The organism is Streptomyces sp. NBC_00080 (assembly GCF_045041255.1).
In the GTDB taxonomy this organism is placed as follows: Bacteria; Actinomycetota; Actinomycetes; order Streptomycetales; family Streptomycetaceae; genus Streptomyces; species Streptomyces coriariae.
The window spans coordinates 7,041,049-7,065,719 of record NZ_CP108235.1; the positions used below are offsets into that span (position 1 = coordinate 7,041,049).

General features: G+C 71.9%; 22 protein-coding genes. 11 read left to right on the plus strand and 11 right to left on the minus strand.

What is annotated here, in order from left to right:
* Position 1: 1 nt before the first annotated feature.
* Both OHU34_RS31335 and OHU34_RS31340 read right to left on the minus strand, forming a co-directional pair.
* Positions 2-1,264 carry an ADP-ribosylglycohydrolase family protein gene (locus tag OHU34_RS31335; RefSeq protein ID WP_235034471.1) on the minus strand — a complete coding sequence of 421 codons (1,263 nt, stop codon included), beginning with the start codon at positions 1,262-1,264 and terminating at the stop codon, positions 2-4.
* Positions 1,265-1,455: 191 nt separating this feature from the next.
* The gene (locus OHU34_RS31340; RefSeq protein ID WP_230196210.1) at positions 1,456-2,583 is read right to left on the minus strand and encodes an ADP-ribosylglycohydrolase family protein; all 1,128 of its coding nucleotides are present in this window, start codon (positions 2,581-2,583) and stop codon (positions 1,456-1,458) included.
* A gap of 291 nt (positions 2,584-2,874) precedes the next feature.
* Between OHU34_RS31340 and OHU34_RS31345 the strand changes: the two genes are divergently transcribed.
* From OHU34_RS31345 to OHU34_RS31355, 3 genes are all read left to right on the plus strand, one after another.
* Positions 2,875-3,606 (plus strand): VIT1/CCC1 transporter family protein, encoded by a 732-nt coding sequence (locus tag OHU34_RS31345; RefSeq protein WP_142263741.1) that lies wholly within the window; start codon positions 2,875-2,877, stop codon positions 3,604-3,606.
* 381 nt (positions 3,607-3,987) lie between these two features.
* On the plus strand, positions 3,988-8,586 hold the full coding sequence (gltB, locus tag OHU34_RS31350; RefSeq protein WP_230196211.1) for a glutamate synthase large subunit: 4,599 nt from the start codon (positions 3,988-3,990) through the stop codon (positions 8,584-8,586).
* Complete coding sequence (locus tag OHU34_RS31355) at positions 8,579-10,042, plus strand: glutamate synthase subunit beta (protein WP_028806850.1); 1,464 nt, start codon at positions 8,579-8,581, stop codon at positions 10,040-10,042. Before gltB ends, OHU34_RS31355 begins: the two co-directional genes overlap by 8 nt.
* A 178-nt stretch (positions 10,043-10,220) precedes the next feature.
* Here OHU34_RS31355 and OHU34_RS31360 read toward each other — a convergent pair whose 3' ends face one another.
* Positions 10,221-11,024, minus strand: coding sequence for a chitosanase (locus tag OHU34_RS31360; protein ID WP_142263739.1), 804 nt, complete (start codon positions 11,022-11,024; stop codon positions 10,221-10,223).
* 106 nt (positions 11,025-11,130) lie between these two features.
* Between OHU34_RS31360 and OHU34_RS31365 the strand changes: the two genes are divergently transcribed.
* Together OHU34_RS31365 and OHU34_RS31370 are read left to right on the plus strand one after the other, a co-directional pair.
* The gene (locus tag OHU34_RS31365; protein WP_142263738.1) at positions 11,131-11,850 is read left to right on the plus strand and encodes a VWA domain-containing protein; all 720 of its coding nucleotides are present in this window, start codon (positions 11,131-11,133) and stop codon (positions 11,848-11,850) included.
* Entirely contained in the window at positions 11,847-12,392 is a 546-nt protein-coding gene (locus tag OHU34_RS31370) for a HutD family protein (RefSeq protein ID WP_142263737.1), read from the plus strand. Before OHU34_RS31365 ends, OHU34_RS31370 begins: the two co-directional genes overlap by 4 nt.
* A gap of 60 nt (positions 12,393-12,452) precedes the next feature.
* Here OHU34_RS31370 and OHU34_RS31375 read toward each other — a convergent pair whose 3' ends face one another.
* On the minus strand, positions 12,453-13,025 hold the full coding sequence (locus tag OHU34_RS31375; RefSeq protein WP_142263736.1) for a TetR/AcrR family transcriptional regulator: 573 nt from the start codon (positions 13,023-13,025) through the stop codon (positions 12,453-12,455).
* Positions 13,026-13,114: 89 nt separating this feature from the next.
* Here OHU34_RS31375 and OHU34_RS31380 point away from each other — a divergent pair, with 89 nt between their 5' ends.
* Positions 13,115-13,606, plus strand: coding sequence for an FBP domain-containing protein (locus OHU34_RS31380; protein WP_142263735.1), 492 nt, complete (start codon positions 13,115-13,117; stop codon positions 13,604-13,606).
* Positions 13,607-13,608: 2 nt separating this feature from the next.
* Here OHU34_RS31380 and OHU34_RS31385 read toward each other — a convergent pair whose 3' ends face one another.
* The gene (locus tag OHU34_RS31385) at positions 13,609-14,598 is read right to left on the minus strand and encodes an acyl-CoA dehydrogenase family protein (protein ID WP_405772436.1); all 990 of its coding nucleotides are present in this window, start codon (positions 14,596-14,598) and stop codon (positions 13,609-13,611) included.
* Between the two features lie 26 nt (positions 14,599-14,624).
* On the minus strand, positions 14,625-15,776 hold the full coding sequence (locus OHU34_RS31390; protein WP_405769476.1) for an acyl-CoA dehydrogenase family protein: 1,152 nt from the start codon (positions 15,774-15,776) through the stop codon (positions 14,625-14,627).
* Between the two features lie 61 nt (positions 15,777-15,837).
* Between OHU34_RS31390 and OHU34_RS31395 the strand changes: the two genes are divergently transcribed.
* Genes OHU34_RS31395 through OHU34_RS31405 form a run of 3 tightly spaced genes read left to right on the plus strand, consistent with a single transcriptional unit; the run spans position 15,838 to position 18,445 of the window.
* Positions 15,838-16,626 (plus strand): SDR family oxidoreductase, encoded by a 789-nt coding sequence (locus OHU34_RS31395; RefSeq protein ID WP_020129861.1) that lies wholly within the window; start codon positions 15,838-15,840, stop codon positions 16,624-16,626.
* Between the two features lie 26 nt (positions 16,627-16,652).
* The gene (locus OHU34_RS31400; RefSeq protein WP_142263733.1) at positions 16,653-17,264 is read left to right on the plus strand and encodes a TetR/AcrR family transcriptional regulator; all 612 of its coding nucleotides are present in this window, start codon (positions 16,653-16,655) and stop codon (positions 17,262-17,264) included.
* A gap of 23 nt (positions 17,265-17,287) precedes the next feature.
* A complete protein-coding gene (locus tag OHU34_RS31405; RefSeq protein ID WP_142263731.1) occupies positions 17,288-18,445 on the plus strand; it encodes an acetyl-CoA C-acetyltransferase in 1,158 nt (385 codons plus the stop codon).
* Between the two features lie 89 nt (positions 18,446-18,534).
* Here the strand turns inward: OHU34_RS31405 and OHU34_RS31410 are convergent, their stop codons facing one another.
* The 4 genes from OHU34_RS31410 to OHU34_RS31425 all read right to left on the minus strand — a co-directional run bounded on the left by OHU34_RS31410 (position 18,535) and on the right by OHU34_RS31425 (position 22,009).
* Positions 18,535-19,593 (minus strand): NAD(P)H-dependent flavin oxidoreductase, encoded by a 1,059-nt coding sequence (locus OHU34_RS31410; protein ID WP_405769481.1) that lies wholly within the window; start codon positions 19,591-19,593, stop codon positions 18,535-18,537.
* The gene (locus OHU34_RS31415; protein WP_405769484.1) at positions 19,593-20,348 is read right to left on the minus strand and encodes a CoA-transferase subunit beta; all 756 of its coding nucleotides are present in this window, start codon (positions 20,346-20,348) and stop codon (positions 19,593-19,595) included. Before OHU34_RS31415 ends, OHU34_RS31410 begins: the two co-directional genes overlap by 1 nt.
* The gene (locus tag OHU34_RS31420; RefSeq protein WP_268267509.1) at positions 20,345-21,169 is read right to left on the minus strand and encodes a CoA transferase subunit A; all 825 of its coding nucleotides are present in this window, start codon (positions 21,167-21,169) and stop codon (positions 20,345-20,347) included. The genes OHU34_RS31415 and OHU34_RS31420 overlap by 4 nt, the downstream gene beginning before the upstream one ends.
* Before the next feature lie 84 nt (positions 21,170-21,253).
* Entirely contained in the window at positions 21,254-22,009 is a 756-nt protein-coding gene (locus OHU34_RS31425; protein WP_142263726.1) for an enoyl-CoA hydratase family protein, read from the minus strand.
* Positions 22,010-22,063: 54 nt separating this feature from the next.
* On the opposite strand from OHU34_RS31425, the gene OHU34_RS31430 reads away from it, so the two are divergent.
* Positions 22,064-22,804: an SDR family oxidoreductase gene (locus OHU34_RS31430; RefSeq protein WP_142263725.1), complete on the plus strand. Its 741-nt coding sequence runs from the start codon at positions 22,064-22,066 to the stop codon at positions 22,802-22,804.
* A gap of 1 nt (position 22,805) precedes the next feature.
* Positions 22,806-23,720 carry an SDR family oxidoreductase gene (locus tag OHU34_RS31435; protein WP_142263723.1) on the plus strand — a complete coding sequence of 305 codons (915 nt, stop codon included), beginning with the start codon at positions 22,806-22,808 and terminating at the stop codon, positions 23,718-23,720.
* A gap of 39 nt (positions 23,721-23,759) precedes the next feature.
* On the opposite strand, the gene OHU34_RS31440 is transcribed toward OHU34_RS31435, so the two are convergent.
* A complete protein-coding gene (locus OHU34_RS31440; protein WP_230196215.1) occupies positions 23,760-24,653 on the minus strand; it encodes a hypothetical protein in 894 nt (297 codons plus the stop codon).
* Positions 24,654-24,671: the final 18 nt, after the last annotated feature.

The window sequence follows — 24,671 nt, forward strand, 5'->3', positions numbered from 1 at the left end:
ATCATCCTCCTGGAGGGGGCGGTTGCGTGGCTTCCAGGAGTTCGGCGAGTTCCACCAGGTCGGTGCCGGTGAGCCGGGGGAGAACACAGCCGGAGAGGACGCGGCAGCTGTCCCGCCAGGAGGCGGGGATCGCGGCGCCGCCGCTCAACGCGCCGGTCAGCGCGCCCGCCAGGGCCGGGGCCGAGTCCGCGACCCGGGACAGACAGGCCGCCGCCGGTACGGCTTCGCCGATACGGCCGCCGGACGCCGTCACCAGGGCCAGGGCCACCGGGACCGTCTCCGCCGCCGCGATGCCGTAGCTGTAGACGTGGTCGACGATCTGGTGCTCCAGGAGGGGGATGAGCGCGAAGGCGCTGTCGGCACCGCGGGCCAGTTCGAGGGCGTGACGGGCGTTGCGGCCGATCTCGGTGTGCTCGGGGAGTTCGGTGAGTGCCGCCGCCACGCAGGCGTCGGGGTCCGCGCCGACGAGGGCCAGCGCGAGGGCCGCCGCCATCGCGCGCGCACCGTGCACGCCGTCGCCGTCCTGCGTGTAGCGGGCGTCGAACTCGGCGAGTTCGGCGGCGAGTCGGGGGTCGCCGGGGTGGGCCACGGCCAGCACGCAGGCGCGCACGCAGGCCGCGTCGTCGAAGTAGTGGGGGTTGTCGTGGCCGGTGGCGGGCGGTCGCAGTCCCGCGGCGAGGTTGCCGAGACCGGCGCGGACGGAGATCCGGGCGCGCAGGGGGAGGACGGCGGACTCGATCTCGGGCGCGCGGTCGGCGGCGGCCGCGACCTCGCAGGCGATGGCGTTCCAGGTGAGGTCGATGGCGGCGCGCATCCGGCGTTCCCGGCTGAGGTCGCCGAGGGCGGCGTCGTCGCCGGCCCGCAGGACCGCCTCGGCCGCGAAGGCCGCCCACTCGGCGTCGTCGGAGGGGCCGAGGCGGAGGGGTTCGGGGGGTTGGTTGAGGGCGATGGGGACGGGGAGGGTCGTCGTCGCGTTGTGTTCGGCGAAGGTGTCGAGTTCGCGGGTGAGGCGCCGGGTCCACTCCGGCATCCGGGCGGCCCGGTGGCGGGCGGCGGGCCAGCCGGCGGCGTCGCCCGCGGCGAGGCCGAGAAGGAGCCCTTCGATGCGGGTTCCCCGCGGGGGCTCGGCGTTGCGGGACGCCTCGGCTGCGCCTTCGGCCCGGTTGTTCCCGTCCGCACCACCCGTGCGGCCTTCGTCGTCGGGTGCGGGTGGCCCCTGTGGGACGTTCCCGCCGTCGGCGACCGCGGGTCCGGTCGCAGCCACCGTCCCTGCGACTGCCGCTGCCAAGGCCGCCGCCGCTGCCGTCCCCGTCACCGTCGGTGTCCGGGTTGGTGTCGCGGTAGCCGGTGCGGCCGTCGCTGTCGACACCGTCGTCGGCACCGGCTCGGTGGATTCGGTGGGGTCCGGGGGTGGGGTTCCCGTGGACGTGTCCTCCTGCCAGGGGCCCGGTGGCCTCACAGCCGTACCTCCGCGGTGTCGTTCGTCGTCAGGGTGAGGGCGGTCGGGTCCGGCAGGGGGAACCGGGCGAGGCCCATCAGGTTGGGCACGAGGTCGTCCATGACCATTCCCTCGCCCCACTTTCCGCCCTCGCCCGGCACCAGCAACTCGGCCACGTCCAGCACGTGGTGGCCCGCCATGGACGGCAGGCAGCTGCCCCGTGCCGGGCCGATCGCCGCCGCCCACTCCGCCGGGATCGCCGACACGCCCTGCGTCGCACCGGCCAGGGCGCCCGCCACCGCTGCCGTCGTGTCCGCGTCGCGGCCCATGTTCACCGCCGTCAGGACGGCTTCGCGGAAGTCACCGTCGGCGGCCGCGTAGGCGCCGAAGGCGAGGGCGACGGCCTCGGGGGCGAGGTCGGTCCAGGGGTAGCCGCCGATGACGACGGCGGAGCGGACCGCCCGTTCGCCCCGGTGGGCCACCGCCACCGCCCGGCGCAGCGAACGCGCCGTCCAGGAGTCCTCGGGGACCACGGCGAGGGCGGAGGCGACCACCGAGATCGCCGGCGCTCCCGCCATCGCCGCCGCCACTCCCGCCGCGACCGCCTGGCCGCCGTAGATGCCCTCGCCGTCGTGGCTCACCGCGCCGTCGATCGCGACCAGACGGGCCGCTTCGGCCGGGCGGCCCGCGGCGAAGACGCCGAAGGGGGCCGCGCGCATCGCCAGGCCGTCGCTCCAGGCGTGCCGGTGCTGCGCCGAGATCGGCGCCGCCAGGCCTCGGCGGAGGTTCTCCAGGGTGCCGCGTTCGCTGAAGCCGGCGCCGCGGAAGGGGCCCTCGTCGAGATCGGCGATCCACTGGTGCCAGGCCGCCTCGACGTGGGCGGGGGTGAGCGCGGAGCCGTGGCGGGCCAGCAGCAGGCCCGAGAAGATCGCGTACTCGGTGTCGTCGGTGCCGGCCGGCCGGTCGGTGACGTAGCCCGTGATACGACCCCAGCGGGCGCGGATCTCGGAGGGCTTCATGTTCTCCGCGGGGGCTCCCAGGGCGTCTCCCACGGCCAGGCCGAGCAGGGCGCCGCGGGCCCGTTCGCGCAAGTCGGCGGCGTCCCCCGGCGCCGGGACCGAGGGGATGCGGGCGGTCGATGCCATACGCGACCTCTCCTCAGGGGCTCCGCACGGGGCGCGGAGCCCTTTTGCGGATGTGTCCCACCGTCGGCGGTTGACCTCAGCCTCGGAGGCCCTCATGTCACCCGGTCGACATCTGTGCGGGAAGTCGATCGTATGAGCATTCGAGGGTAAAGCCGCAGGTTAGCCCAGCCTCTCCTTCCTGGCGGGTGGGAATCTCCCGGCGTATCTTTTGGGTTGTCGAAAAGTGGAATCAGTCCAGACTTAGCTTTGCCTCAGCTTGCTGGGGCGCTGTGGAACACCCTGGGGGACCTCATGGCCATCATCGAAACCGAAGCCGCGCTGCACGAGGCGCACCGTGACAACCACACCCACCGGGACGTCAACGGGGGCTGGTTGCGGCCCGCCGTCTTCGGTGCGATGGACGGCCTGGTCTCCAACCTCGCCCTGATGACCGGTGTCGTCGGCGGTTCGGTGGGTCATCAGACCGTCGTCATCACCGGACTCGCCGGTCTCGCCGCGGGCGCCTTCTCCATGGCCGCCGGCGAGTACACCTCCGTCGCCTCGCAGCGCGAGCTCGTCGAGGCCGAACTCGAGGTCGAGCGCCGGGAGCTGAGAAAGCACCCCAAGGACGAGGAGGCCGAGCTCGCCGCGCTGTACGAGACCCGGGGTGTCGAGCCCGAGCTGGCCCGGCGGGTCGCCCAGCAGCTGTCGCGCGATCCCGAGCAGGCCCTGGAGATCCACGCCCGTGAGGAGCTGGGCATCGATCCCTCCGATCTGCCCTCGCCGCTGATCGCCGCCGTGTCGAGCTTCGGCGCGTTCGCGCTGGGCGCGCTGCTGCCCGTACTCCCTTATCTCCTGGGTGCCGCCTCGCTCTGGCCGGCCGTGCTGCTGGCACTGTTCGGGCTGTTCGGCTGCGGGGCCGTGGTGGCCCGGGTGACCGCGCGCACCTGGTGGTACAGCGGACTGCGGCAGCTCGCCCTCGGTGGCGCGGCGGCCGGTGTGACGTACGCCCTGGGCAGCTGGTTCGGAACGGCCGTAGGATAGTGCGGATGCTACTTATGCGTTGGGCCGCATAAGTAGCCGTTACTGACTGGTTTCGAGTGCTTAACCAGCGGGCATGAGCCGTAAGCGCTGTGGGCAATGACGCCTTCGGCGTACTCGCGAGGTGAACGACGCCGCTCTCCTCGCCTGCCGGACCGGCGGACACCGATCTGATCGATCTCGTCCCGTTCGGTCCCCACATACTTTCAGCCACGTGCGCGATACCCCCGTCGTGACACCGCGGCGTCCGCATGCTGGAACGGAGTATCCGGTTCCCGAGAACCGCTCCATCATGTAACCTGCACGAAATTTTGCGTTACGCAGAGGGCCAACGTCGTCCCTTCGCCAGCAGATATGCCACTTGAGACGACGACGGGAGAGCCGATGCGTACGCCGCGCCAGCCGTCCCAGCATTCCGCGAATGGCCAGAACTGGTCCTTCATGGATGCTCGCCCTGCTGCGCAGGGTATGTACGACCCCCGCAACGAGCACGACGCCTGTGGCGTCGGCTTCGTGGCCAACCTCACCGGCGAGGCGAGCCACACGCTGGTCGAGCAGGCGCTCACCGTTCTGCGCAACCTCGAACACCGCGGCGCCACCGGCTCCGAGCCGGACTCCGGCGACGGCGCGGGCATCCTGACCCAGGTCCCGGACGCCTTCTTCCGCGAGGTGGCCGGACTTGAGCTCCCCGAGGCCGGCGGCTACGCCGTCGGTATCGCCTTCCTCCCCGAGGACGGCATCCACGAGGTCGTCTCACAGATCGAGACGATCGCCACCGACGAGGGCCTCACCGTCCTCGGCTGGCGCGAGGTCCCGGTCGCCCCCGGGCTGCTCGGCGCCACCGCCCGCTCGACGATGCCGGCCTTCCGCCAGATCTTCGTCACGGACCACGCGAGCACGGGCATCGACCTCGACCGCAAGGCGTTCGTGCTGCGCAAGCGCGCCGAACGCGAGGCCGGCGTCTACTTCCCCTCGCTGTCCGCCCGGACCATCGTCTACAAGGGCATGCTGACCACCGGCCAGCTCGAGCCCTTCTTCCCGGACCTGTCCGACCGCCGCTTCGCCTCGGCCGTGTCGCTCGTCCACTCGCGCTTCTCCACGAACACCTTCCCCTCGTGGCCGCTCGCGCACCCGTACCGCTTCGTCGCGCACAACGGTGAGATCAACACCGTCAAGGGCAACCGCAACTGGATGACCGCCCGCGAGTCGCAGCTGGTCTCGGACCTGTTCGGCTCCGACGGGAAGTCCATCGAGCGGATCTTCCCCGTGTGTACGCCGGACGCCTCCGACTCGGCGTCCTTCGACGAGGTGCTCGAGCTGCTCCACCTCGGTGGCCGCTCGCTGCCGCACTCCGTGCTGATGATGATCCCGGAGGCGTGGGAGAACCACGACTCCATGGACCCGGCCCGGCGCGCCTTCTACGAGTTCCACTCCACGATGATGGAGCCCTGGGACGGCCCGGCCTGTGTCACCTTCACGGACGGCACCCAGGTCGGCGCCGTGCTCGACCGCAACGGTCTGCGTCCCGGCCGCTACTGGGTCACCGACGACGGCCTCGTCGTCCTCGGCTCCGAGGTCGGCGTCCTCGACATCGACCCGGCCAAGGTCGTCCGCAAGGGCCGCCTCCAGCCCGGCCGGATGTTCCTCGTCGACACCGCCGAGCACCGCATCATCGAAGACGACGAGATCAAGGCCCAGCTCGCCGCCGAGAAGCCCTACGCCGAGTGGCTGGAAGCCGGCGAGATCGAGCTGGTCGACCTGCCCGAGCGCGAGCACATCGTGCACACCCACGCCTCGGTCACCCGCCGCCAGCAGACCTTCGGCTACACCGAGGAAGAGCTGCGTGTCATCCTCGCGCCGATGGCCAAGACCGCCGGCGAACCGCTCGGCTCCATGGGCACGGACTCGCCGATCGCCGCGCTCTCCGCGCGCCCGCGGCTGCTCTTCGACTACTTCACCCAGCTGTTCGCGCAGGTCACCAACCCGCCGCTGGACGCGATCCGCGAAGAGCTCGTGACCTCGCTGCGCTCCTCCCTCGGCCCGCAGGGCAACCTGCTCGAGCCGAGCGCCGCGTCGTGCCGGACGGTCACCCTGCCGTTCCCGGTCATCGACAACGACGAGCTGGCCAAGCTCATCCACATCAACGCCGACGGCGACATGCCCGGCTTCAAGGCCGCGACGCTCTCCGGTCTGTACCGGGTGCACGGCGGCGGTGACGCGCTGGCCGCGCGCATCGAGGAGATCTGCGCCGAGGCCGACGCCGCCATCGACAACGGCGCCCGTCTCATCGTCCTGTCGGACCGCCACTCGGACGCCGAGCACGCCCCGATCCCGTCGCTGCTGCTCACCGCTGCCGTCCACCACCACCTCATCCGCACCAAGCAGCGCACCGAGGTGGGCCTGCTGGTCGAGGCCGGTGACGTCCGCGAGGTCCACCACGTCGCACTGCTGATCGGCTTCGGCGCCGCCGCCGTCAACCCGTACCTGGCGATGGAGTCCGTCGAGGACCTGCTGCGCGCGGGTACCTTCCTGGGCGGCATGGAGCCCGAGCAGGCGATCCGCAACCTGATCTACGCGCTGGGCAAGGGCGTCCTGAAGGTCATGTCCAAGATGGGCATCTCGACCGTCGCCTCCTACCGCGGCGCGCAGGTCTTCGAGGCCGTCGGTCTCGACGACGCGTTCGTCACCAAGTACTTCAGCGGCACCGCCACCAAGATCGGCGGCGTCGGCATCGACGTCATCGCCAAGGAGGTCGCCGCCCGCCACGCCAAGGCGTACCCGGCCAGCGGCATCGCGCCGGCCCACCGCGCCCTGGAGATAGGCGGCGAGTACCAGTGGCGCCGCGAGGGCGAGCCGCACCTGTTCGACCCGGAGACGGTCTTCCGCCTCCAGCACTCGACGCGCACGGCCCGCTACGACATCTTCAAGAAGTACACGGACCGCGTGAACGAGCAGTCCGAGCGCCTCATGACGCTGCGCGGCCTCTTCGGCTTCAAGTCGGACAGGCAGCCGATCTCCATCGACGAGGTCGAGTCGGTCGACGAGATCGTCAAGCGCTTCTCCACCGGCGCCATGTCGTACGGCTCCATCTCCAAGGAGGCGCACGAGACCCTCGCCATCGCCATGAACCAGTTGGGCGGCAAGTCCAACACCGGTGAGGGCGGCGAGGACGCGGACCGGCTGTACGACCCGGCGCGCCGCTCGGCGATCAAGCAGGTCGCCTCCGGCCGCTTCGGCGTCACCTCCGAGTACCTGGTCAACGCCGACGACATCCAGATCAAGATGGCCCAGGGCGCCAAGCCCGGCGAGGGCGGCCAGCTGCCCGGCCACAAGGTCTACCCGTGGGTCGCCAAGACCCGGCACAGCACCCCCGGTGTCGGTCTGATCTCCCCGCCGCCGCACCACGACATCTACTCGATCGAGGACCTGGCCCAGCTGATCCACGACCTGAAGAACGCGAACCCGCAGGCGCGGATTCACGTGAAGCTGGTCTCCGAGGTCGGCGTCGGCACGGTCGCGGCCGGTGTGTCCAAGGCACACGCGGACGTCGTGCTCATCTCCGGCCACGACGGCGGCACCGGCGCCTCCCCGCTCACCTCGCTCAAGCACGCGGGCGGCCCCTGGGAGCTCGGCCTCGCCGAGACCCAGCAGACGCTGCTGCTCAACGGCCTGCGTGACCGGATCGTCGTGCAGACCGACGGCCAGCTGAAGACCGGCCGCGACGTGATCATCGCCGCGCTGCTCGGCGCCGAGGAGTTCGGTTTCGCGACCGCGCCGCTCGTCGTCTCCGGCTGCGTCATGATGCGCGTCTGCCACCTGGACACCTGCCCGGTCGGCATCGCCACCCAGAACCCGGTGCTCCGCGACCGCTTCGCCGGCAAGGCGGAGTACGTGGTGAACTTCTTCAAGTTCATCGCCGAGGAGGTCCGCGAGATCCTCGCCGAGCTGGGCTTCCGCACCATCGAGGAGGCCGTCGGCCACGCCGAGGTCCTCGACGTCGAGCGCGCCGTCGACCACTGGAAGGCACAGGGCCTGAACCTGGCCCCGCTGTTCCACGTGCCCGCCCTGCCCGAGGGCGCGGCGCTGCACCAGGTCATCACGCAGGACCACGGCCTGGAGAAGGCGCTCGACAACGAGCTGATCAAGCTCGCCGCCGACGCCCTGGCCGCGGACTCCGCGACCGACGCCCAGCCGGTGCGCGCCCAGGTCTCCATCCGCAACATCAACCGCACGGTCGGCACCATGCTCGGCCACGAGGTGACGAAGAAGTTCGGTGGCGCGGGCCTGCCCGAGGACACCATCGACATCACCTTCACCGGTTCCGCCGGCCAGTCCTTCGGCGCCTTCCTCCCGCGCGGTGTCACGCTGCGTCTGGAGGGCGACGCCAACGACTACGTCGGCAAGGGCCTTTCGGGCGGCCGTGTCGTCGTCCGCCCGGACCGGGGCGCCGACCACCTCGCCGAGTACTCGACGATCGCGGGCAACACCATCGCCTACGGCGCGACCGGCGGCGAGCTGTTCCTGCGCGGTCGGACCGGTGAGCGGTTCTGCGTCCGCAACTCCGGCGCGACGGTCGTCTCCGAGGGCGTGGGCGACCACGGCTGCGAGTACATGACCGGCGGTCACGCGGTGGTCCTCGGCGAGACGGGCCGCAACTTCGCGGCCGGTATGTCGGGCGGCATCGCCTACGTGATCGACCTGAACCGCGACAACGTCAACGCCGGCAACCTCGGCGCCGTCGAGACGCCGGACGAGACCGACAAGCAGTGGCTGCACGACGTCGTGCGCCGTCACGCCGAGGAGACCGGTTCGACGGTCGCGGCGAAGCTGCTCGTCGACTGGGACACCGCCGCGGAACGCTTCAGCAAGATCATCCCCAGCACGTACAAGGCAGTGCTCGCCGCCAAGGACGCCGCCGAGCAGGCGGGACTCTCCGAGTCCGAGATCACCGAGAAGATGATGGAGGCGGCGACCAATGGCTGACCCGAAGGGCTTTTTGAACCACGGCCGTGAGGTCGCCAAGTCCCGTCCCGTCGACGTGCGTCTGAAGGACTGGAACGAGGTCTACGTCCCCGGTTCGCTGCTGCCGATCATCGGCAAGCAGGCCGGCCGGTGCATGGACTGCGGCATCCCGTTCTGTCACAACGGCTGTCCGCTGGGGAACCTGATCCCCGAGTGGAACGACTTCGCCTACCGCGAGGACTGGACGGCGGCCTCCGAGCGGCTGCACGCCACGAACAACTTCCCGGAGTTCACGGGCCGTCTGTGCCCCGCTCCGTGCGAGTCGGCGTGTGTGCTGGGCATCAACCAGCCGGCCGTCACCATCAAGAACGTCGAGGTCTCGATCATCGACAAGGCGTGGGAGACCGGTGACGTCGCCCCGCAGGCGCCCGAGCGCCTGTCCGGCAAGACCGTCGCGGTCATCGGCTCGGGCCCGGCGGGCCTGGCCGCCGCCCAGCAGCTCACCCGGGCCGGCCACACCGTCGCCGTCTACGAGCGCGCGGACCGCATCGGAGGTCTCCTCCGGTACGGCATCCCCGAGTTCAAGATGGAGAAGCGGCACATCAACCGCCGTATCGAGCAGATGCGCGCGGAGGGCACCCGCTTCCGTACCGGGATCGAGATCGGCCGCGACCTCAAGGCGACCGACCTGAAGAAGCGTTACGACGCCATCGTCATCGCCGCCGGCGCCACGACCGCCCGTGACCTTCCGGTCCCCGGCCGTGAGCTCAAGGGCGTCTACCAGGCGATGGAGTACCTGCCGCTGGCCAACAAGGTCCAGGAGGGCGACTTCGTGGCGCCCCCGATCTCGGCCGAGGGCAAGCACGTCGTGGTCATCGGCGGTGGCGACACCGGCGCCGACTGCGTGGGCACCGCTCACCGCCAGGGCGCGGCCTCGGTCACCCAGCTGGAGATCATGCCCCGCCCGGGCGAGGAGCGGGACGCGGTCTCCCAGCCGTGGCCGACCTTCCCGATGCTCTACAAGGTCACGAGCGCGCACGAGGAGGGCGGCGAGCGGGTCTACTCCGTCTCCACCACCCACTTCGAGGGCGACGAGGACGGCAACGTCCAGTGGCTGCACCTCAGCGAGGTCGAGTTCATCGACGGCAGGCTGACCCCGAAGCCGGGCACGGAGCGCAAGATCCCCGCCCAGCTGGTCACCCTCGCCATGGGCTTCACCGGCACCGACCGTGAGAACGGCGTGGTGGAGCAGTTCGGTCTGGAGCTCGACGAGCGCGGCAACATCGCCCGCGACGCCGACTTCCGGACCAACGTCCCGGGCGTGTACGTCGCCGGTGACGCCGGCCGCGGCCAGTCGCTCATCGTGTGGGCGATCGCGGAGGGCCGCTCGGCCGCCCGCGGCGTCGACCGGTTCCTGACCGGCGCGAGCGAGCTGCCGGCCCCGATCCGCCCGACGGACCGCTCGCTGCTGGTCTGACGGCTCCGGAGAGCCCCTCAAGAACGTCCCGTACAAAGGCGTACGGAACACAGACGGCGCCTGCCCCACAGTCCCCGACCGGACGACCGGGCAGGCGCCGCCGCATGTCCGCCTTCATCTCCGGCTGCCGGTCTGCCTGTCGCCCGGCTGCGGTCTGCCGGTCTGCGTACGGGTCGCTCTACGGCACTTGGTACGTCTCCCCGTACACCTGCCACCGCAGCGGGGGGCGCAGGCCGAGGTTGCCCTCGTTCAGGAAGCGGCGCTGGGTGGTGTCGACGCGCGAGGTGTCGATGCCGGGGTGCCGGGTGAGCATGGCCCGGCGGCGGGCGTCCAGGAAGGCGTCGAGGTAGTCGGTCTCCTTGCCGCCCCGCGCAGGGGTGCGGGCTTCTCGCATGGCGCGCGCCCGGATGCCGTCGAAGCTGGTCGGGCCCGCGCCGGGGCCGTGGAAGACCAGGGCGTCGTAGTAGATGAACTGGCCCAGCGCGCCCAGGCCGTCGACCCGGCCCCGGTGGACCGCCGGGCCGAAGTAGACACGGTCGCGCTCGACGTCCTGGGCGGCCCGGAAGGCGGCCACCCTCGACTCCGCCCGCCAGGCGGCCGGGAAGCCGGGGTCCAGACCGGCGTGCGAGGCGGAGCCGTCGACCCGGCGCAGGGCGGGGAGATAACGGGCGAGGGCGTTGCCCGGGTGGTCGCGCGTGTAACCCTCGACGAGGGTGAGTAGATCGTGGGTGCCGGTGCAGAAGCCGATCAGTCCCGCCGTGTAGCCCTGTCCGTCACCGATGTCCTCGACATAGCCGTACGCGCTGCGCCAGTTCAGCGTCCCGTTCTCGGCGCTGGCCACGATCTTCTGGGCCAGTTCCTTCTGGGTCGGGGCGGTGAGGCCCGGCCGGGTCGCCTGGACAACGGCCGTCGGCTGGGCGGGAGTGAACAGATACACCGTCGACGCTACGGCGGCGCAGACCAGGGCGGCGGCACGTTTCATGCCGGACACCCTAGAGCGGGAATGTCGTGTTCCTTGTCATTCCATCCTAATTAGTCGACGAACGAACAAAAGGGCGAAGGCCGGTGGGTGTGGGAGGCTGTGCGCCATGGTCGCGATCAGTCTCACCAAGGTCCAGGAGACGGCACCCGCGCTGGTCAACCTCTACAAGAGCGCCGGGGTCTCCCTCACCAAGCACGGTCTCGACGGCCAGCGGGCCGCCGTCTATCTCGTCGTCGACTACTCGGGGTCGATGAAGCCGTACTACCAGGACGGCAGTGTGCAGGCGCTCGCCGACCGGGTGTTGGGCCTGTCCGCGCATCTCGACGACGACGGCCGGGTGCCGGCCGTCTTCTTCTCCACCGACGTCGACGCCGTCACCGACATCGCCCTCGCCGACCATCTGGGTCGGGTGGACCGGATCGTGGCCGGGCTCGGGCACATGGGCAAGACCAGTTACCACCTCGCCATGGACGCCGTCATCGACCACTACCTCGACAGCGGCTCGAAGGACCCCGCGCTCGTCGTCTTCCAGACCGACGGCGGACCGATCAACAAGCTCGCCGCCGAACGCTATCTGTGCAAGGCCTCGAAGCTGCCCCTGTTCTGGCAGTTCATCGGCTTCGGCGACCGGAGCAGCAAGCAGTTCGACTTCCTGCGCAAGCTCGACGAACTGCCCGTACCGGCGAAGCGGGCGGTCGACAACGCCGGTTTCTTCCATGCCGGTTCGGATCCGCGCAAGGTGTCGGACGCGGAGCTGTACGACCGGCTGGTCGGGGAGTTCCCGACGTGGCTGAGGGCGGCCCGGGCGCAGGGGATCATCTCGTGACCGTCCTGCTGCCCGCCGCCGGGCGGGCGGCCACGGCCTGGAAGAACGGCGGCGGGGTCACCCGTGAGCTCGCCTGTTTCCCGGCGGGCGCGGGCATGGCCGACTTCACCTGGCGGGTCAGCCTCGCCGAGGTCGCCGCGGACGGCCCGTTCTCCGTGTTCCCCGAGGTGGAGCGGACGTTGACGCTGGTCGAGGGCGCGGGCATGGACCTGACGGTGGGCGGACGGCGACGGCTCGTCGACGCGGCCTGTGTGCCCCAGGACCTCCCCGGCGACGAGCCCACCGACTGCCGGCTGCTGGACGGGCCCGTCGTCAACCTCAACGTGATGTGGCGCAGGGGTGCCCCGGCCCCGACCGTCGCGGTCGTACGCGGCCGGCTCGGTCTGCGGGCGGCGCACGCCCTGATCGTCGCCCTCGGCGAAAGCGGGTCGGTCGACGTCGACGGGGTGCGGCTCGCCCGCCACGACGCCCTCCTGCTGACCGGGGAGGACGCGACTCTGCACGCGCACGGCCCGACGGCGGTGGTCGGCCTCACCCCGTGACGGCGGCGCCCGTGGCCCCGCCGGCACCATGCCGGTCCGCGTGCGCGCCTGCCGCTCCGGTCAGTTCTTGGGTGGCCAGTTGCGCAGCAGGGCGTCCAGGGCGTCCAGGATCCGGGTCCAGGTCTCCTGGGTGTCGGGGGCGCTGTGGCTGAAGCCGCCGCCGAGCTCCAGGCTGACGTAGCCGTGGAAGACGCTGCCCAGGAGCCGGACGGCATGGGTCTGGTCCGGCTCGGTGAGGTCGTAGCCGCGCAGGATCGCCCGGGTCATGCGCGCGTGCCGGGGTCCGGCGCTCGCGGCCGCCGTCTCGGGGTCGAGTCGCAGCTGGGCGGCGGCGTAGCGGCCGGGGTGTTCGCGGGCGTAGTCGCGGTAGACGTCGGCCAGGGCGGTGAGGGCGTCCTTGCCGGCCCGCCCGGCGAGCGCGAGGTCGCCCCGGTCGGCGAGCTCCTCCAGGGCCAGCAGGGCGATCCGGGTGCTGAGGTCGTCGGAGTTCTTCACGTGCGAGTACAGGCTCGCGACCTTGACGTCGAAGCGCCGGGCGAGCGCCGAGACGGTCACCTGGTCGAAGCCGACCTCGTCGGCCAGCTCCGCGCCCGCCCGGACCAGACGATCCGTGCTCAGCCCCACACGCCCCATACCCGTCCTCCTGCGTCTCGCCCCGCACTTCTCCACCGATAGCCATTATGCGTTTGCCTAAAAGCTTTAGGCAAATTAGCCTGCGTTATATGAAGCCGCTCACCGAGCAAGAGATCCGTGCCGCGTTCGTCAACTGCACCAAGGGCGAGGCCAAGCGCCTGGCCGTCCCCCGCGACCTGGCCGACCGGCCCTGGGAGGACCTCGACTACCTCGGCTGGCGGGACCCCCAGGCCCCCGACCGGGCCTACCTCGCCGTGGAGCTGGACGGCCGGCCGAAGGCCCTCGCGCTGCGCTCCGCCACCTCGGGCTCGTGGCAGGCGCGGCGCAGCATGTGCACGATGTGCCTGACCACCCACTCCGGCGGCGTCTCGCTGATGGTCGCGCCGAAGGCGGGCAAGGCCGGCCAGCAGGGCAACTCGGTGGGGGCATACATCTGCAGCGACCTCGCCTGCTCGCTGTATGTGCGGGGCAAGCGGGACGCGGGCGTCGGGGCCCGCCTGCCCGAGACGATCACGCTGGAGGAGAAGATCGGGCGGACCGTGGCGAACCTCGCCGCGTTCGTCGCCAAGGTGACCGGCTGAGGCTAGGTCCTGTCGTCTGGATCACGCCGCAGACGCGGGGTCCGGCCGCGGCCGCGCAGGACCTCCGCCCGGCAGTCGTCCGGGGTGCCCCAGGCCGTGCGCAGGGCGCGGGCCCTGGTGAGCCAGAGCGAGAGGTCGTACTCCGCCGTGTAGCCGATCGCGCCGTGCAGTTGGAGTGCGGTGCGCGCGGTCGCGTACGCCGCCTCGCAGGCGCTCACCTTCGCGGCGGCGACATCCGCCGGGCTCATCGTCACGGCGGCGCCCAGGACCAGGGGGCGGGCGAACTCCAACGCGATCTTCGCGTCCGCCAGCCGGTGCTTGACCGCCTGGAACGAGCCGACGAGGACGCCGAACTGCACGCGCTGCCCGACATACGCCACGGTCCGCTCCAGCAGCGCCAGACCCACCCCGAGAGCCTGCGCGGCGGTGGCGAGACGGGCCCAGCACAGGGCATGGTGCACGGGCGGGTCCCGGGTGAGGAGTTCGCCGCCCGGCAGCAGGCGGGTGAGGCGGCGGGCGGGGTCGAGGGAGGTGCGTACCGGACCGTGCCCGGGGGCCAGCCGGAGGCCGTCGGCGGCCAATGCCAGCCGTAAGGCCGCCGCCTCACCGTCCAGGGCGTACGAGCCCTCGGGCGCCAGCGTGGCCACCGACTTGCCCGCGGCCAGAGCGGGCAGGAACCGCTCGGCGGGGCCCGGATCGAGCAACAGGGCCGCCGCGGCGACCGTCTCCACCAGGGGGCCCGGCACCGCGTGCCGTCCCAGCTCGACGAAGGCGACGGCCAGCTCCACCGGCCGGGGCCCCAGCCCCTCGTACGCTTCCGGGACGGCCAGGGCGAACACACCCGCCTCGGCGATCCGCGACCACAGGGCGAGGCCGCTCGCCCGCTCGCCCCGGCTCCAGTCGCGGATCACGGCCGGGGTGTCGGCCGCGCTCAGCATCGCGTCCAGCGAAGCGGCGAACGCCCGCTGTTCGGTGTCCAGCAGGAACCGCATCGCCGGCGGAGCCGGCCTGGGCGAAGTCATCGAAGGCGTCCCCTCGGCAGGCCGAGCAGCCGCTCGGCGACGATGTCGCGCTGGATCTCGTTCGTGCCCGCGTAGATCGGGCCGGCCAGAGAGAAGACGTACCCCTCGGACCATTCGGTGTCGGCCGCCTCCCCTTCCGCGTCCTGCGCGCCGAGCAGATCCAGCGCCGTCTCGTGCAGCGCGATGTCGTACTCCGACCAGAACACCTTGTTCAGGCTCGACTCCGGGCCGAGCCGCTCCCCGGCGAGGAAGCGGGAGGCGGCGGCGTAGGTGAACAACTGGTAGGCGCGGGCGCCGATCAGCGCGTCGGCGACGCGGGCCGCGGTGGCCTCCGGACTGCCCCTGGCCACCCAGAGGGCGTGCAGGCGGTCGGCCGCGGCGAGGAAGCGCCCGGGGGAGCGCAGGGTGAGCCCGCGTTCGTTGGCCGCCGTCGACATCGCGATCCGCCAGCCCTGGCCCGGCTCCCCGATCACGTCCTCGTCCGGCACGAACACCTCGTCCAGGAACAGTTCGGCGAACGCAGGCTTCCCGTCCAGGCGGCCGATGGGGCGGACGGTGACTCCGGGGGCCCGCAGGCCGAACATGACGTAGGTGAGGCCCAGATGGGGTTTCGGGGCGTTGGGGTCGGTGCGGAACAGGCCGAAGGCGCGGTCGGCGAAGGCCGCGCGCGAGGACCAGGTCTTCTGGCCGCTCAACCGCCAGCCGCCGGCCACACGGACCGCCCGGGCGCGCAGCGCGGCCAGGTCCGAGCCGGCCTCGGGCTCCGACCAGGCCTGCGCCCAGACGACCTCGCCGGTGGCCATCGGGGGCAGGACCCGGGCCCGCTGTTCCTCGGTGCCGTGGTCGAGCAGGGTGGGGGCGAGCAGGCTCACGCCGTTCTGGTTGACGCGGCCCGGGGCGCCCGCCGCGTAGTACTCCTCCTCGAAGACCAGCCAGCGCATCAGCCCGCAGTCCCGCCCGCCGTAGCGCGTCGGCCAGTTGACCACCGACCAGCCGGCCGCGGCCAGTTCGGCCTCCCACGCGCGGTGCGCCGCGAAGCCCTCGGCGGTCTCCAGGGAGGGCAACGGCCCGGACGGCACCCGCGCGCGCAACCAGGCCCGGGCCTCGGCGCGGAACGCCTCGTCGGCGGGGGAGTGTGCGAGGTCCACGGGCGTCCTCCTCGTGCGCGCGTTCTTCCCTAACAAGTGTTTGGTAGGTTAGCGTGCCGTCATGAAGAACGTCGAGGGTCCGCCGTACGTTCCCGGGCACGCGCTGCTCGACGGCCGCAGCGCCGTGATCACCGCGGCGGCCGGCGCGGGCATCGGCGGAGCGACCGCGCGCCGCTTCCTGGAGGAGGGCGCGCGCGTGCTGATCAGCGACGCCCACGCACGGCGGCTCAAGGCGTACCAGGCCGAACTGGCCGCCGAGTTCGGCGAGGCGTCGGTGGCCGCCCTGCCGTGCGACGTCACCGACGACAGCCAGGTACGGGCCCTGTTCGACACCGCCGTGCGCGAACACGGGCGGCTGGACGTCGTCGTCAACAACGCGGGCCTCGGCGGGACCTGCGAACTCGTCGACATGACGGACGAGCAGTGGTCACGCGTCCTGGACGTCACGCTCAACGGAACCTTCCGGTGCACCCGGGCCGCCCTGCGGCTGATGCGGGAGACCGGCGGGGGAGTCGTCGTCAACAACGCCTCCGTCGTCGGCTGGCGCGCCCAGGCCGGACAGGCGCACTACGCCGCCGCGAAGGCGGGCGTGATGGCACTGACCCGCTGCGCGGCGATCGAGGCGGCCGGGTACGGCGTACGGGTCAACGCCGTCTCGCCGAGCCTCGCCATGCACCCGCACCTGGTGAAGGTGACCTCGGCCGAACTGCTGGAGGAGCTCACCGCCCGTGAGGCCTTCGGGCGGTACGCCGAACCCTGGGAGGTGGCCAACGTGATCGTCTTTCTGGCGTCGGACTACTCCTCGTACATGACGGGCGAGGTCGTCTCCGTCAGCGGCCAGCACGCCTGACGGCCGGAGCAGACGACAATGTGCTCGTGCCGACCAAGAAGAAGCCCCAGGTGACCGCGGCGCCCGCGCGTCGCCGTGAACTCCTCGACACCGCCGCCGAGGTCTTCGCCGAACAGGGCTACAACGCCACCACCGTCCGGAAGATCGCCGACCACGCGGGCATGCTCGCGGGCAGCCTCTACTACCACTTCGACTCCAAGGAATCGATGCTGGAGGAGATCCTGCGGACCTTCCTCGACGAGCTCTGGGACGGCTACGACACCGTCCTGGGCGCCGAGCTCGGACCCCGGGAGACGCTCGCGGCCCTGGTCACCGAGTCCTTCCGGGAGATCGACCGGCACCGCGCCGCCGTCGCGATCTACCAGAAGGAGAGCAAGCAGCTCGTGGTGCAGGAACGGTTCGCGTTCCTCGCCGAGTCACAGCTCCGGTTCGAGAAGGCGTGGCTGTCCACGCTGGAGCGCGGCGTCACGGACCGGGTCTTCCGCACCGACCTCGACATCCGCCTCGCCTACCGGTTCGTCCGCGACACCGTGTGGGTCGCCGCGTCCTGGTACCGGCCCGGCGGACAGCACAGTCCGGAGGAGATCGCCCGGCAGTACCTGTCGATGGTGCTGGACGGGATCGCCGTACGTGAATAGCCCTTTCCTGTGAGGGAGTTGACATGGCCGAGGCCTACATCGTCGAAGCGGTCCGTACGCCCGTCGGGCGGCGCGGAGGAGGACTGAGCACGGTCCATCCGGCCGACCTGGGCGCGCATGTGCTGAAGGAGCTCGTCGCGCGGGCCGGGGTCGACCCGGCCGCCGTCGAGGACGTCGTCTTCGGCTGCCTGGACACCGTCGGGCCGCAGGCCGGGGACATCGCACGGACCTGCTGGCTGGCCGCCGGGCTCCCCGAGGAGGTGCCGGGCGTGACCGTGGACCGGCAGTGCGGCTCCTCGCAGCAGGCCGTGCACTTCGCCGCGCAGGGCGTGCTGTCCGGGACCCAGGACCTGGTGGTCGCGGGCGGGGTGCAGAACATGTCGCAGATCCCGATCGCCTACGCCACCCGGCAGGCAGCCGAGCCCCTCGGCTTCACCCAGGGCCCTTTCGCGGGCAGCGAGGGATGGCGCGCGCGGTACGGGGACCGGCCCGTGAACCAGTTCGCCGGCGCCGAGATGATCGCCGCGAAGTGGGGCATCAGCCGTCAGGACCAGGAGGAGTTCGCCCTGCGCTCGCACCGGCGCGCGGTGCGGGCGATCGACGAGGGCCGCTTCGCCCGCGAGACCGTCGCCCTCGGGCAGGTCACCGCCGACGAGGGGCCGCGCCGGGACACCTCCCTGGAGAAGATGGCCGCGCTGAAGCCCGTCATCGACGGCGGGACCGTCACCGCCGCCTGTTCCTCGCAGGTCTCCGACGGCGCGGCGGCCCTGCTGCTGGCCTCGCAGCGGGCGGTGCGCGAGCACGGCCTGACGCCACGCGCGCGCGTGCACCATCTCTCCGTCCGCGGCGAGGACCCGATCCGCATGCTGACGGCTCCCATCCCGGCCACCGCGCACGCCCTGAAGAAGACCGGGCTCTCGGTCCACGACATCGATCTCGTCGAGATCAACGAGGCGTTCGCGCCCGTCGTCCTGGCCTGGCTGAAGGAGACCGGCGCGGACCCGGAGAAGGTCAACGTCAACGGCGGCGCGATCGCCCTGGGCCACCCGCTCGGCGCGAGCGGCGCCAAGCTGATGACCACCCTGCTGCACGAACTGGAGCGCACCGGCGGCCGGTTCGGCCTGCAGACCATGTGCGAGGGCGGCGGGCAGGCCAACGTGACGATCATCGAGCGGTTGTGAGCGGCCACGAAGGTGACGGTCGTCGGGCCGCTGTGACCGCCACGAAGGCGACGGTCAACGAGCGGTTGTGGCGACCACACCGGTGACGGTCAACGAGCGGCTTCCAGCCGGTCCAGGGAGGCGAGCGTCTCCGCCGCCTCCCGCATGATCCGGGCCACCAGCTCCGCGCACGACGGCAGGTCGTCGATCACCCCGGCGACCTGCCCGGCGGCCATCACCCCGGCGTCCGTACGCCCCTCCACCATCGCGGACCTGAGCATCATCGGGGTGTTCGCGGCCAGCAGTACCTGACTCCAGGCGAGGTCCTTGCCGTGGCGCAGGGCCAGGCCGTCGCGGACCATCTCCCGCCAGCTGAGGCCGGACAACCTGCGGAAGCCGGCCGCGTGCCGCACCGCCCGCACCAGGGCCGTGGCCCGGCCGGCGTCCTCCAGGGCGTCGACCAGAGCGGTGCGCAGCATGCGGTGCGGGAGGCCGTCCACCGCCCGGGTGACGGTGACGTCCCGGACCGTCGCCGCCAGGTAGCGGGCCTTCACCGCGTCCGGGACCGGCGAGTCCGAGGTGAGCAGGAACCGGGTGCCCATCGCGACCCCGGCCGCCCCGTACGCCAGCGCCGCCACCAGCCCCCGCCCGTCGAAGAAGCCGCCCGCCGCCACGACCGGGATGTCCACGGCGTCCACCACCTGCGGCAGCAGTACCGTCGTCGCCACGTCCCCGGTGTGTCCGCCGCCCTCCCCGCCCTGCACGATCACCGCGTCCGCACCCCACGCGGCGACCTTCTCGGCATGCCGGCGGGCTCCGATGGACGGGATGACCACCACCCCGCCCTCCTTGAGCTCCGCGATCAGCTCCGGGGAGGGCGCGAGCGCGAAGGACGCGACCCGCACGCCCTCGTCGAGGATGATCCGCACCCGGTCGCCGGCGTCCGCCGCGTCGGCCCGCAGATTGACCCCGAACGGCGCCGCCGTACGCGCCCGCACCTCGCGCACCGCCGCCCGCAACCCGTCGACCGTCATGGTCGCGGAGGCCAGGATGCCCAGCGCCCCCGCCTCCGCAGCCGCCGACACCAGGCGCGGGCCCGCCACCCATCCCATCCCGGTCTGCACGATCGGGTGACGGACCCCGACCAGCCGGGTGAGCGCCGTCTCCATCAGCCGGCGACCTCCCGGGCCCGGGTGTTCCCCGGATCGATCACCTCGCGGATCAGACGCAGTTCGCCCGCCGTCGGTTCACGGGTGCGCGACACCTCGTCCGGGACCACGAGGTCGAACCCCGTCGCCTCCCGGACCTGCTCGACACTCACCCCGGGATGCAGCGAGGCCAGCCGCATCGACCGGTCGGGGGTGGCGAAGTCGAACACCCCGAGGTCGGAGACGACCCGCGGGATGCGGTGGTGGCGCGCGCCGGCGGCACGGTCGTACCCGACCCCGCACACCATGTCGACCCGCTCCACGAACACCCGCCGGGAGTGCCTCGGTACCCAGTAACTCGTCGGGTTGTTCAGCGTGTTGACCGGCGCGCCGCGCACCCCGAGCAACTGCCGCGTGGGCTTCGCCCAGTCGCCGATGCACGAGATGTTCTGGTTGCCGTACCGGTCGATCTGGCTCGCGCCCATCATCACGTGCCGCCGCCCCCCGGTGACCAGCGCCAGATGCTGCCGGTACGGCAGCCAGCCCTCGACGGTGCCGTCGAGACCGACGAGCAGTGCCTCCCCGTCGGTCAGCAGCAGGTCCGGCGCGAAGGTGTGCCGGGCGAGACGGGCACCGACCGAGGGGATCAGGCCCATGGGGCCGGCCAGGATCTCGCCCGCGCCGCGCCACGCCTCCGCGCAGGCGATCACGCAGTACTCGGCACGCGTCACCTCGCTCACGCCCCCGCTCACGCCTTCGCTCACGCCCTCGCTCATGACTCCTCCCCGACGGCCGACCGGTACGCCTGCTCGTCCCCGGCGAGGAACCGCGCCGCGAACTCGGGCCACGGCGTCGTCGCGTACCGCTTCTGGAACGCCTCGTCCCGGCCGTAGTCGGGGGCGCAGGACGTGAAGTGCGCCCCGTTCGGGGCCTCGATCACCCCGGTCACCGTGTGCCGCTTGAGCAGCAGCGTCTGCGGCGCCGCCGCCTTCGTCAGCTCGGCGGTGTCGACGACCTGTTCGCAGCTGACGTACGCCGCGTCCGCCGCCTCGCAGAACAGGTCGTCGAAGTACGGATCCGGGCCCAGGTACTGTCCGTTGCCCAGCCGGTCGGCCCGGTTGACGTGCACCAGGGCCGCGTCCAGCCGCAGGGCCGGCATGGCCACGAACGTCTCCTGGTCCTCGTACGGCGAAGTCACCGTCCGCAGGCCGGGGTTGACCCGCATCACGTCCGAACCGAGGCCCGCCCGTACGGGCAGGAAGGGCAGCCGGTTCGCGGCCGCGTGCAGACCCCACATGAACATCGCCTCGTCGACCTCCGTCAGTTCGAAGGCCCCGCGCTCGCGGGCCGCGCGGTAGTGCGGCTCCAGGGGGATCGAGTCGAGGGTGACGAAGGCGGTGACCAGCTTCCGGATCCGGCCGGCCGCGGCGAGCATCCCGACGTCCGGGCCGCCGTACGACACGACGGTGAGATCGGTGACCTCCGACCGGAGCAGCGCCCTGATCAGCGCCATCGGCTTGCGGCGGGAGCCCCAGCCGCCGATGCCGAGGGTCATCCCGCTGCGCAGCCGGGACACCGCCTCGTCCGCGGACAGCAACTTGTCGTTTCTGCCTGCCCTGTCGGTCGTGTCGTCCCTGTCGGTTCCGCTCGTGCCGGTGGGCTTGTCGGCGTCGGCGCTCACTCAGTCACCGTCCCTTCCGAAGGTGTCACGGACCCGGTCGGCCACCCCGCCGACGCTCGCCTCGTAGGTGAAGCCCTGCTCGAAGCGGTAACTGCGGCGCACGTCGACCGGGTCGATGCCGTTGATGGCCGCCTTGGCCAGACGCAGCAGCTCACCGTCCTTCGCGGCGATCTCGCCGGCCAGCTCCAGGGCCGCCGCGCGGAGCCCGCCCGGCGGCACCACCCGCCACACCGAGCCGTGCCCGTGCAGTTCGGCCGCCGTGACCGTGCGCGAGGTGTAGTACAGGGCGCGCAGCAGGTGCTGGGGGACCAGCCGGGACAGATGCGTGGCCGCGCCCAGGGCGCCCCGGTCCAGCTCCGGCAGCCCGAACACGGCGTCCTCGCTCGCCACGATCACGTCCGCGTTCCCCACCAGGCCGACGCCGCCGCCCAGACAGAAGCCCTGCACCGCCGCCACCACCGGCACCTCGCACTCGTACACCGCGGCGAACGCCTCGAAGCAGCCGCGGTTGGCGCCGACGAGCGCGCTCGGCCCCTGCGCCTGGATCTCCTTGATGTCCACGCCCGCGTTGAACCCGCGCCCCTCGGCGGCCAGCACCACACACCGGGTGCCGGGATCACGGCCGGCCGCGCGCAGGGCGTCGGCCAGGGCGAACCAGCCGCTCACCGGCAGCGCGTTCACCGGCGGGAAGTCGACCGTGACGAGCGCGATTCCCTGGTCCGGCCCCTTTTCCGGGGACGAGGTGGAGACACCCATGGAAGCATCAGCTACCTTTCCACCAAACGTTTGTTAGGTGGAAGGTAGCAGCGAATGGAGCTGGACGGGAAGGTCGCCGTCGTCACCGGCGGCACGCGCGGAGTGGGCGCCGGCATCGCACGCTCCCTCGCCCGCGCGGGCGCCCACGTCGTGGTCTGCGCCCGCCGGCCACCGGAACACCCCCTCGAAACAGCCGAGTTCATACCGCTCGACGTACGGGACACCGACGCCGTACAGCGCTTCTTCACCGACCTGCCCCGGCTCGACATCCTCGTCAACAACGCCGGCGGCGCCCCCTACCGCCCCCTCGCGCACACCGACGCCGCACGGCACGCGCGCGTGATCGAACTCAACCTCCTCGCACCACTGACCGTCTCCCTCGCCGCGTACGACCACCTCGAGCACGCGAACGGCTCGATCGTGATGATCGGCAGCGTCAGCGGCAGCCGCCCCTCGCCCGGCTCGGCCGCCTACGGCGCGGCCAAGGCCGGCCTGGAGAACCTCGCCCGCTCCATGGCCGTCGAATGGGCGCCCCGGGTACGCGTGAACACCCTCGTCGTCGGCATGGTCCGCACCGAACTGACCCACCTCCACTACGGAGGCGAGGACGGCGTCGAAGCCGTCGCCCGCACCGTCCCGCTCGGCCGGCTCGCCCTCCCCGCCGACGTGGGCGCCGCAGCCGTCTTCCTCGCCTCCGACGCCGCCCGCTACATCAGCGGGGCGAGCCTGCTCCTGCACGGAGGCGGCGAACGGCCCGCCTTCCTCGACGCCGCAACCGCCAACAAGGAGACGTGAGATGAGCGGAATCTGCCACCGGCGCGTCGTCGTCGTCACCGGCGCCGGACGCGGCCTCGGACGCGCCCACGCGCTCGCGTTCGCCGCCGAGGGCGCCCGGGTCGTCGTCAACGACCTCGGCGTCGGCCTCGACGGCACACCCGGCGCCCACAGCCCCGCCGGGCGGGTCGTGGACGAGATCCGCGCGACCGGCGGCGAAGCCGTCGCACACGACGGGGACATCGCCACCCCCGAGGGCGCCGCCGGCCTCGTCGACGCCGCCCTGGACACCTACGGCCGCCTCGACACCCTCGTCAACAACGCCGGCTTCCTGCGCGACCGCATGCTCGTCAACCTGGCCGACGACGACTGGGACGCCGTCCTGCGCGTCCACCTCAAAGGACACTTCCTCACCCTGAAACACGCCGCCGCACACTGGCGCGCCGAGACCAAGGCGGGCCGCCCACCCACCGCCCGCATCATCAACACCAGCAGCGGCGCGGGACTGCTCGGCTCGGTCGGACAGGGCAACTACAGCGCCGCGAAAGCCGGGATCGTCGCCCTGACCCTCGTCGCCGCCGCCGAACTCGCCCGCTACGGCGTCCAGGCCAACGCGATCGCCCCCGCCGCCCGCACCCGCATGACCGAGGCCGTCTTCGCCGCGACCATGGCCGCCCCCGACAACGGCTTCGACACGATGGCCCCCGAGAACGTCTCCCCGCTCGTCGTCTGGCTCGGCTCCGCCGCGAGCCAGGGCGTCACCGGACGCGTCTTCGAAGCGGACGGCGGACGGATCACCGTCATGGAGGGCTGGCAGCCGGGACCCACCACCGACAAAGGAGCCCGGTGGACCGCCGCCGAAGCGGGCGAGGCCGTACGGCAACTACTGACGCACACGACACCACCGGGCCCGGTGTACGGGACCCAGGCCCCCTGAAACCCACGCACCCGGGACGCGAGCCTGACCACGGCCCACCTACGTGTCGCACTCCAGCACCGTCCGGCACAACGCGCACCGCGCCCTGACCCGGCCCCGTACCGGCACCCTGATCCGCTGGTGACAGGTAGGACAGGCGAACGTCACCCGCAACGCCCCCGGCGAGTCCGGAGCGAAGCTGTACGGGCCGTCCGGGGCCGCCACCGACGGATGGTCCTGGGCATGCCGGCGATCGCGCGCGTAACGCCGCCGCCCCACCCAGCCCGCCGCCGTCAGCGGAGGCTGCCGCTCGTCATGCCGGGCCCGCTCGAAACCCCGCCCGTACGCCGTGTACGCCTGCGCACTCGTGAACCACACCGACGGATCCTCACCGAAGACCAGCGACCGCTTCGCCAGCACGTACCCGAACTCCTCCGGAGTCAGATACCCCAGCTTCTGCGAGGACGCCGCGTCCTCCCGGTACGCGTCGAGCAACAGCCAGCCCGCCCCCAGATACGTCGTCGCCGTGTCCGTCAGGATCTCGTTGTCCCGCGTCCCCGGGAACGCCAGCCCCACCCGATGCAGATAGACATGCATGATCTCGTGCGCCAAAGCCGCGCCGATGTCCCGCCGATGCGTACGGAACCGGTCGTTCAGCTCGACGAAGTACTCCGGACCCGCCGTGAGTTCGACGTTCGCCGCATGCTCCATCGCACGGAACGCGACGATCATCCGGGCCTGAGGCAACCGGAAGTGCCGCACCAGCTCACGCGCCACCCGCTGCACCCCCAGATGCAGATCGTCGGTGTCACAGAACGCCACGTCCGCCGACACCACACTCGACGTGAACTGGTGGATGGTGTCGTACGACAACCGCCTGTACAACGCCGTGACAGCCGCCCGCACCGTCTCCAGGTGCGGGTACCCGTGCTCGACCGGCCCGCCGTTCGCCACGCCCGCACCCCCAAGACG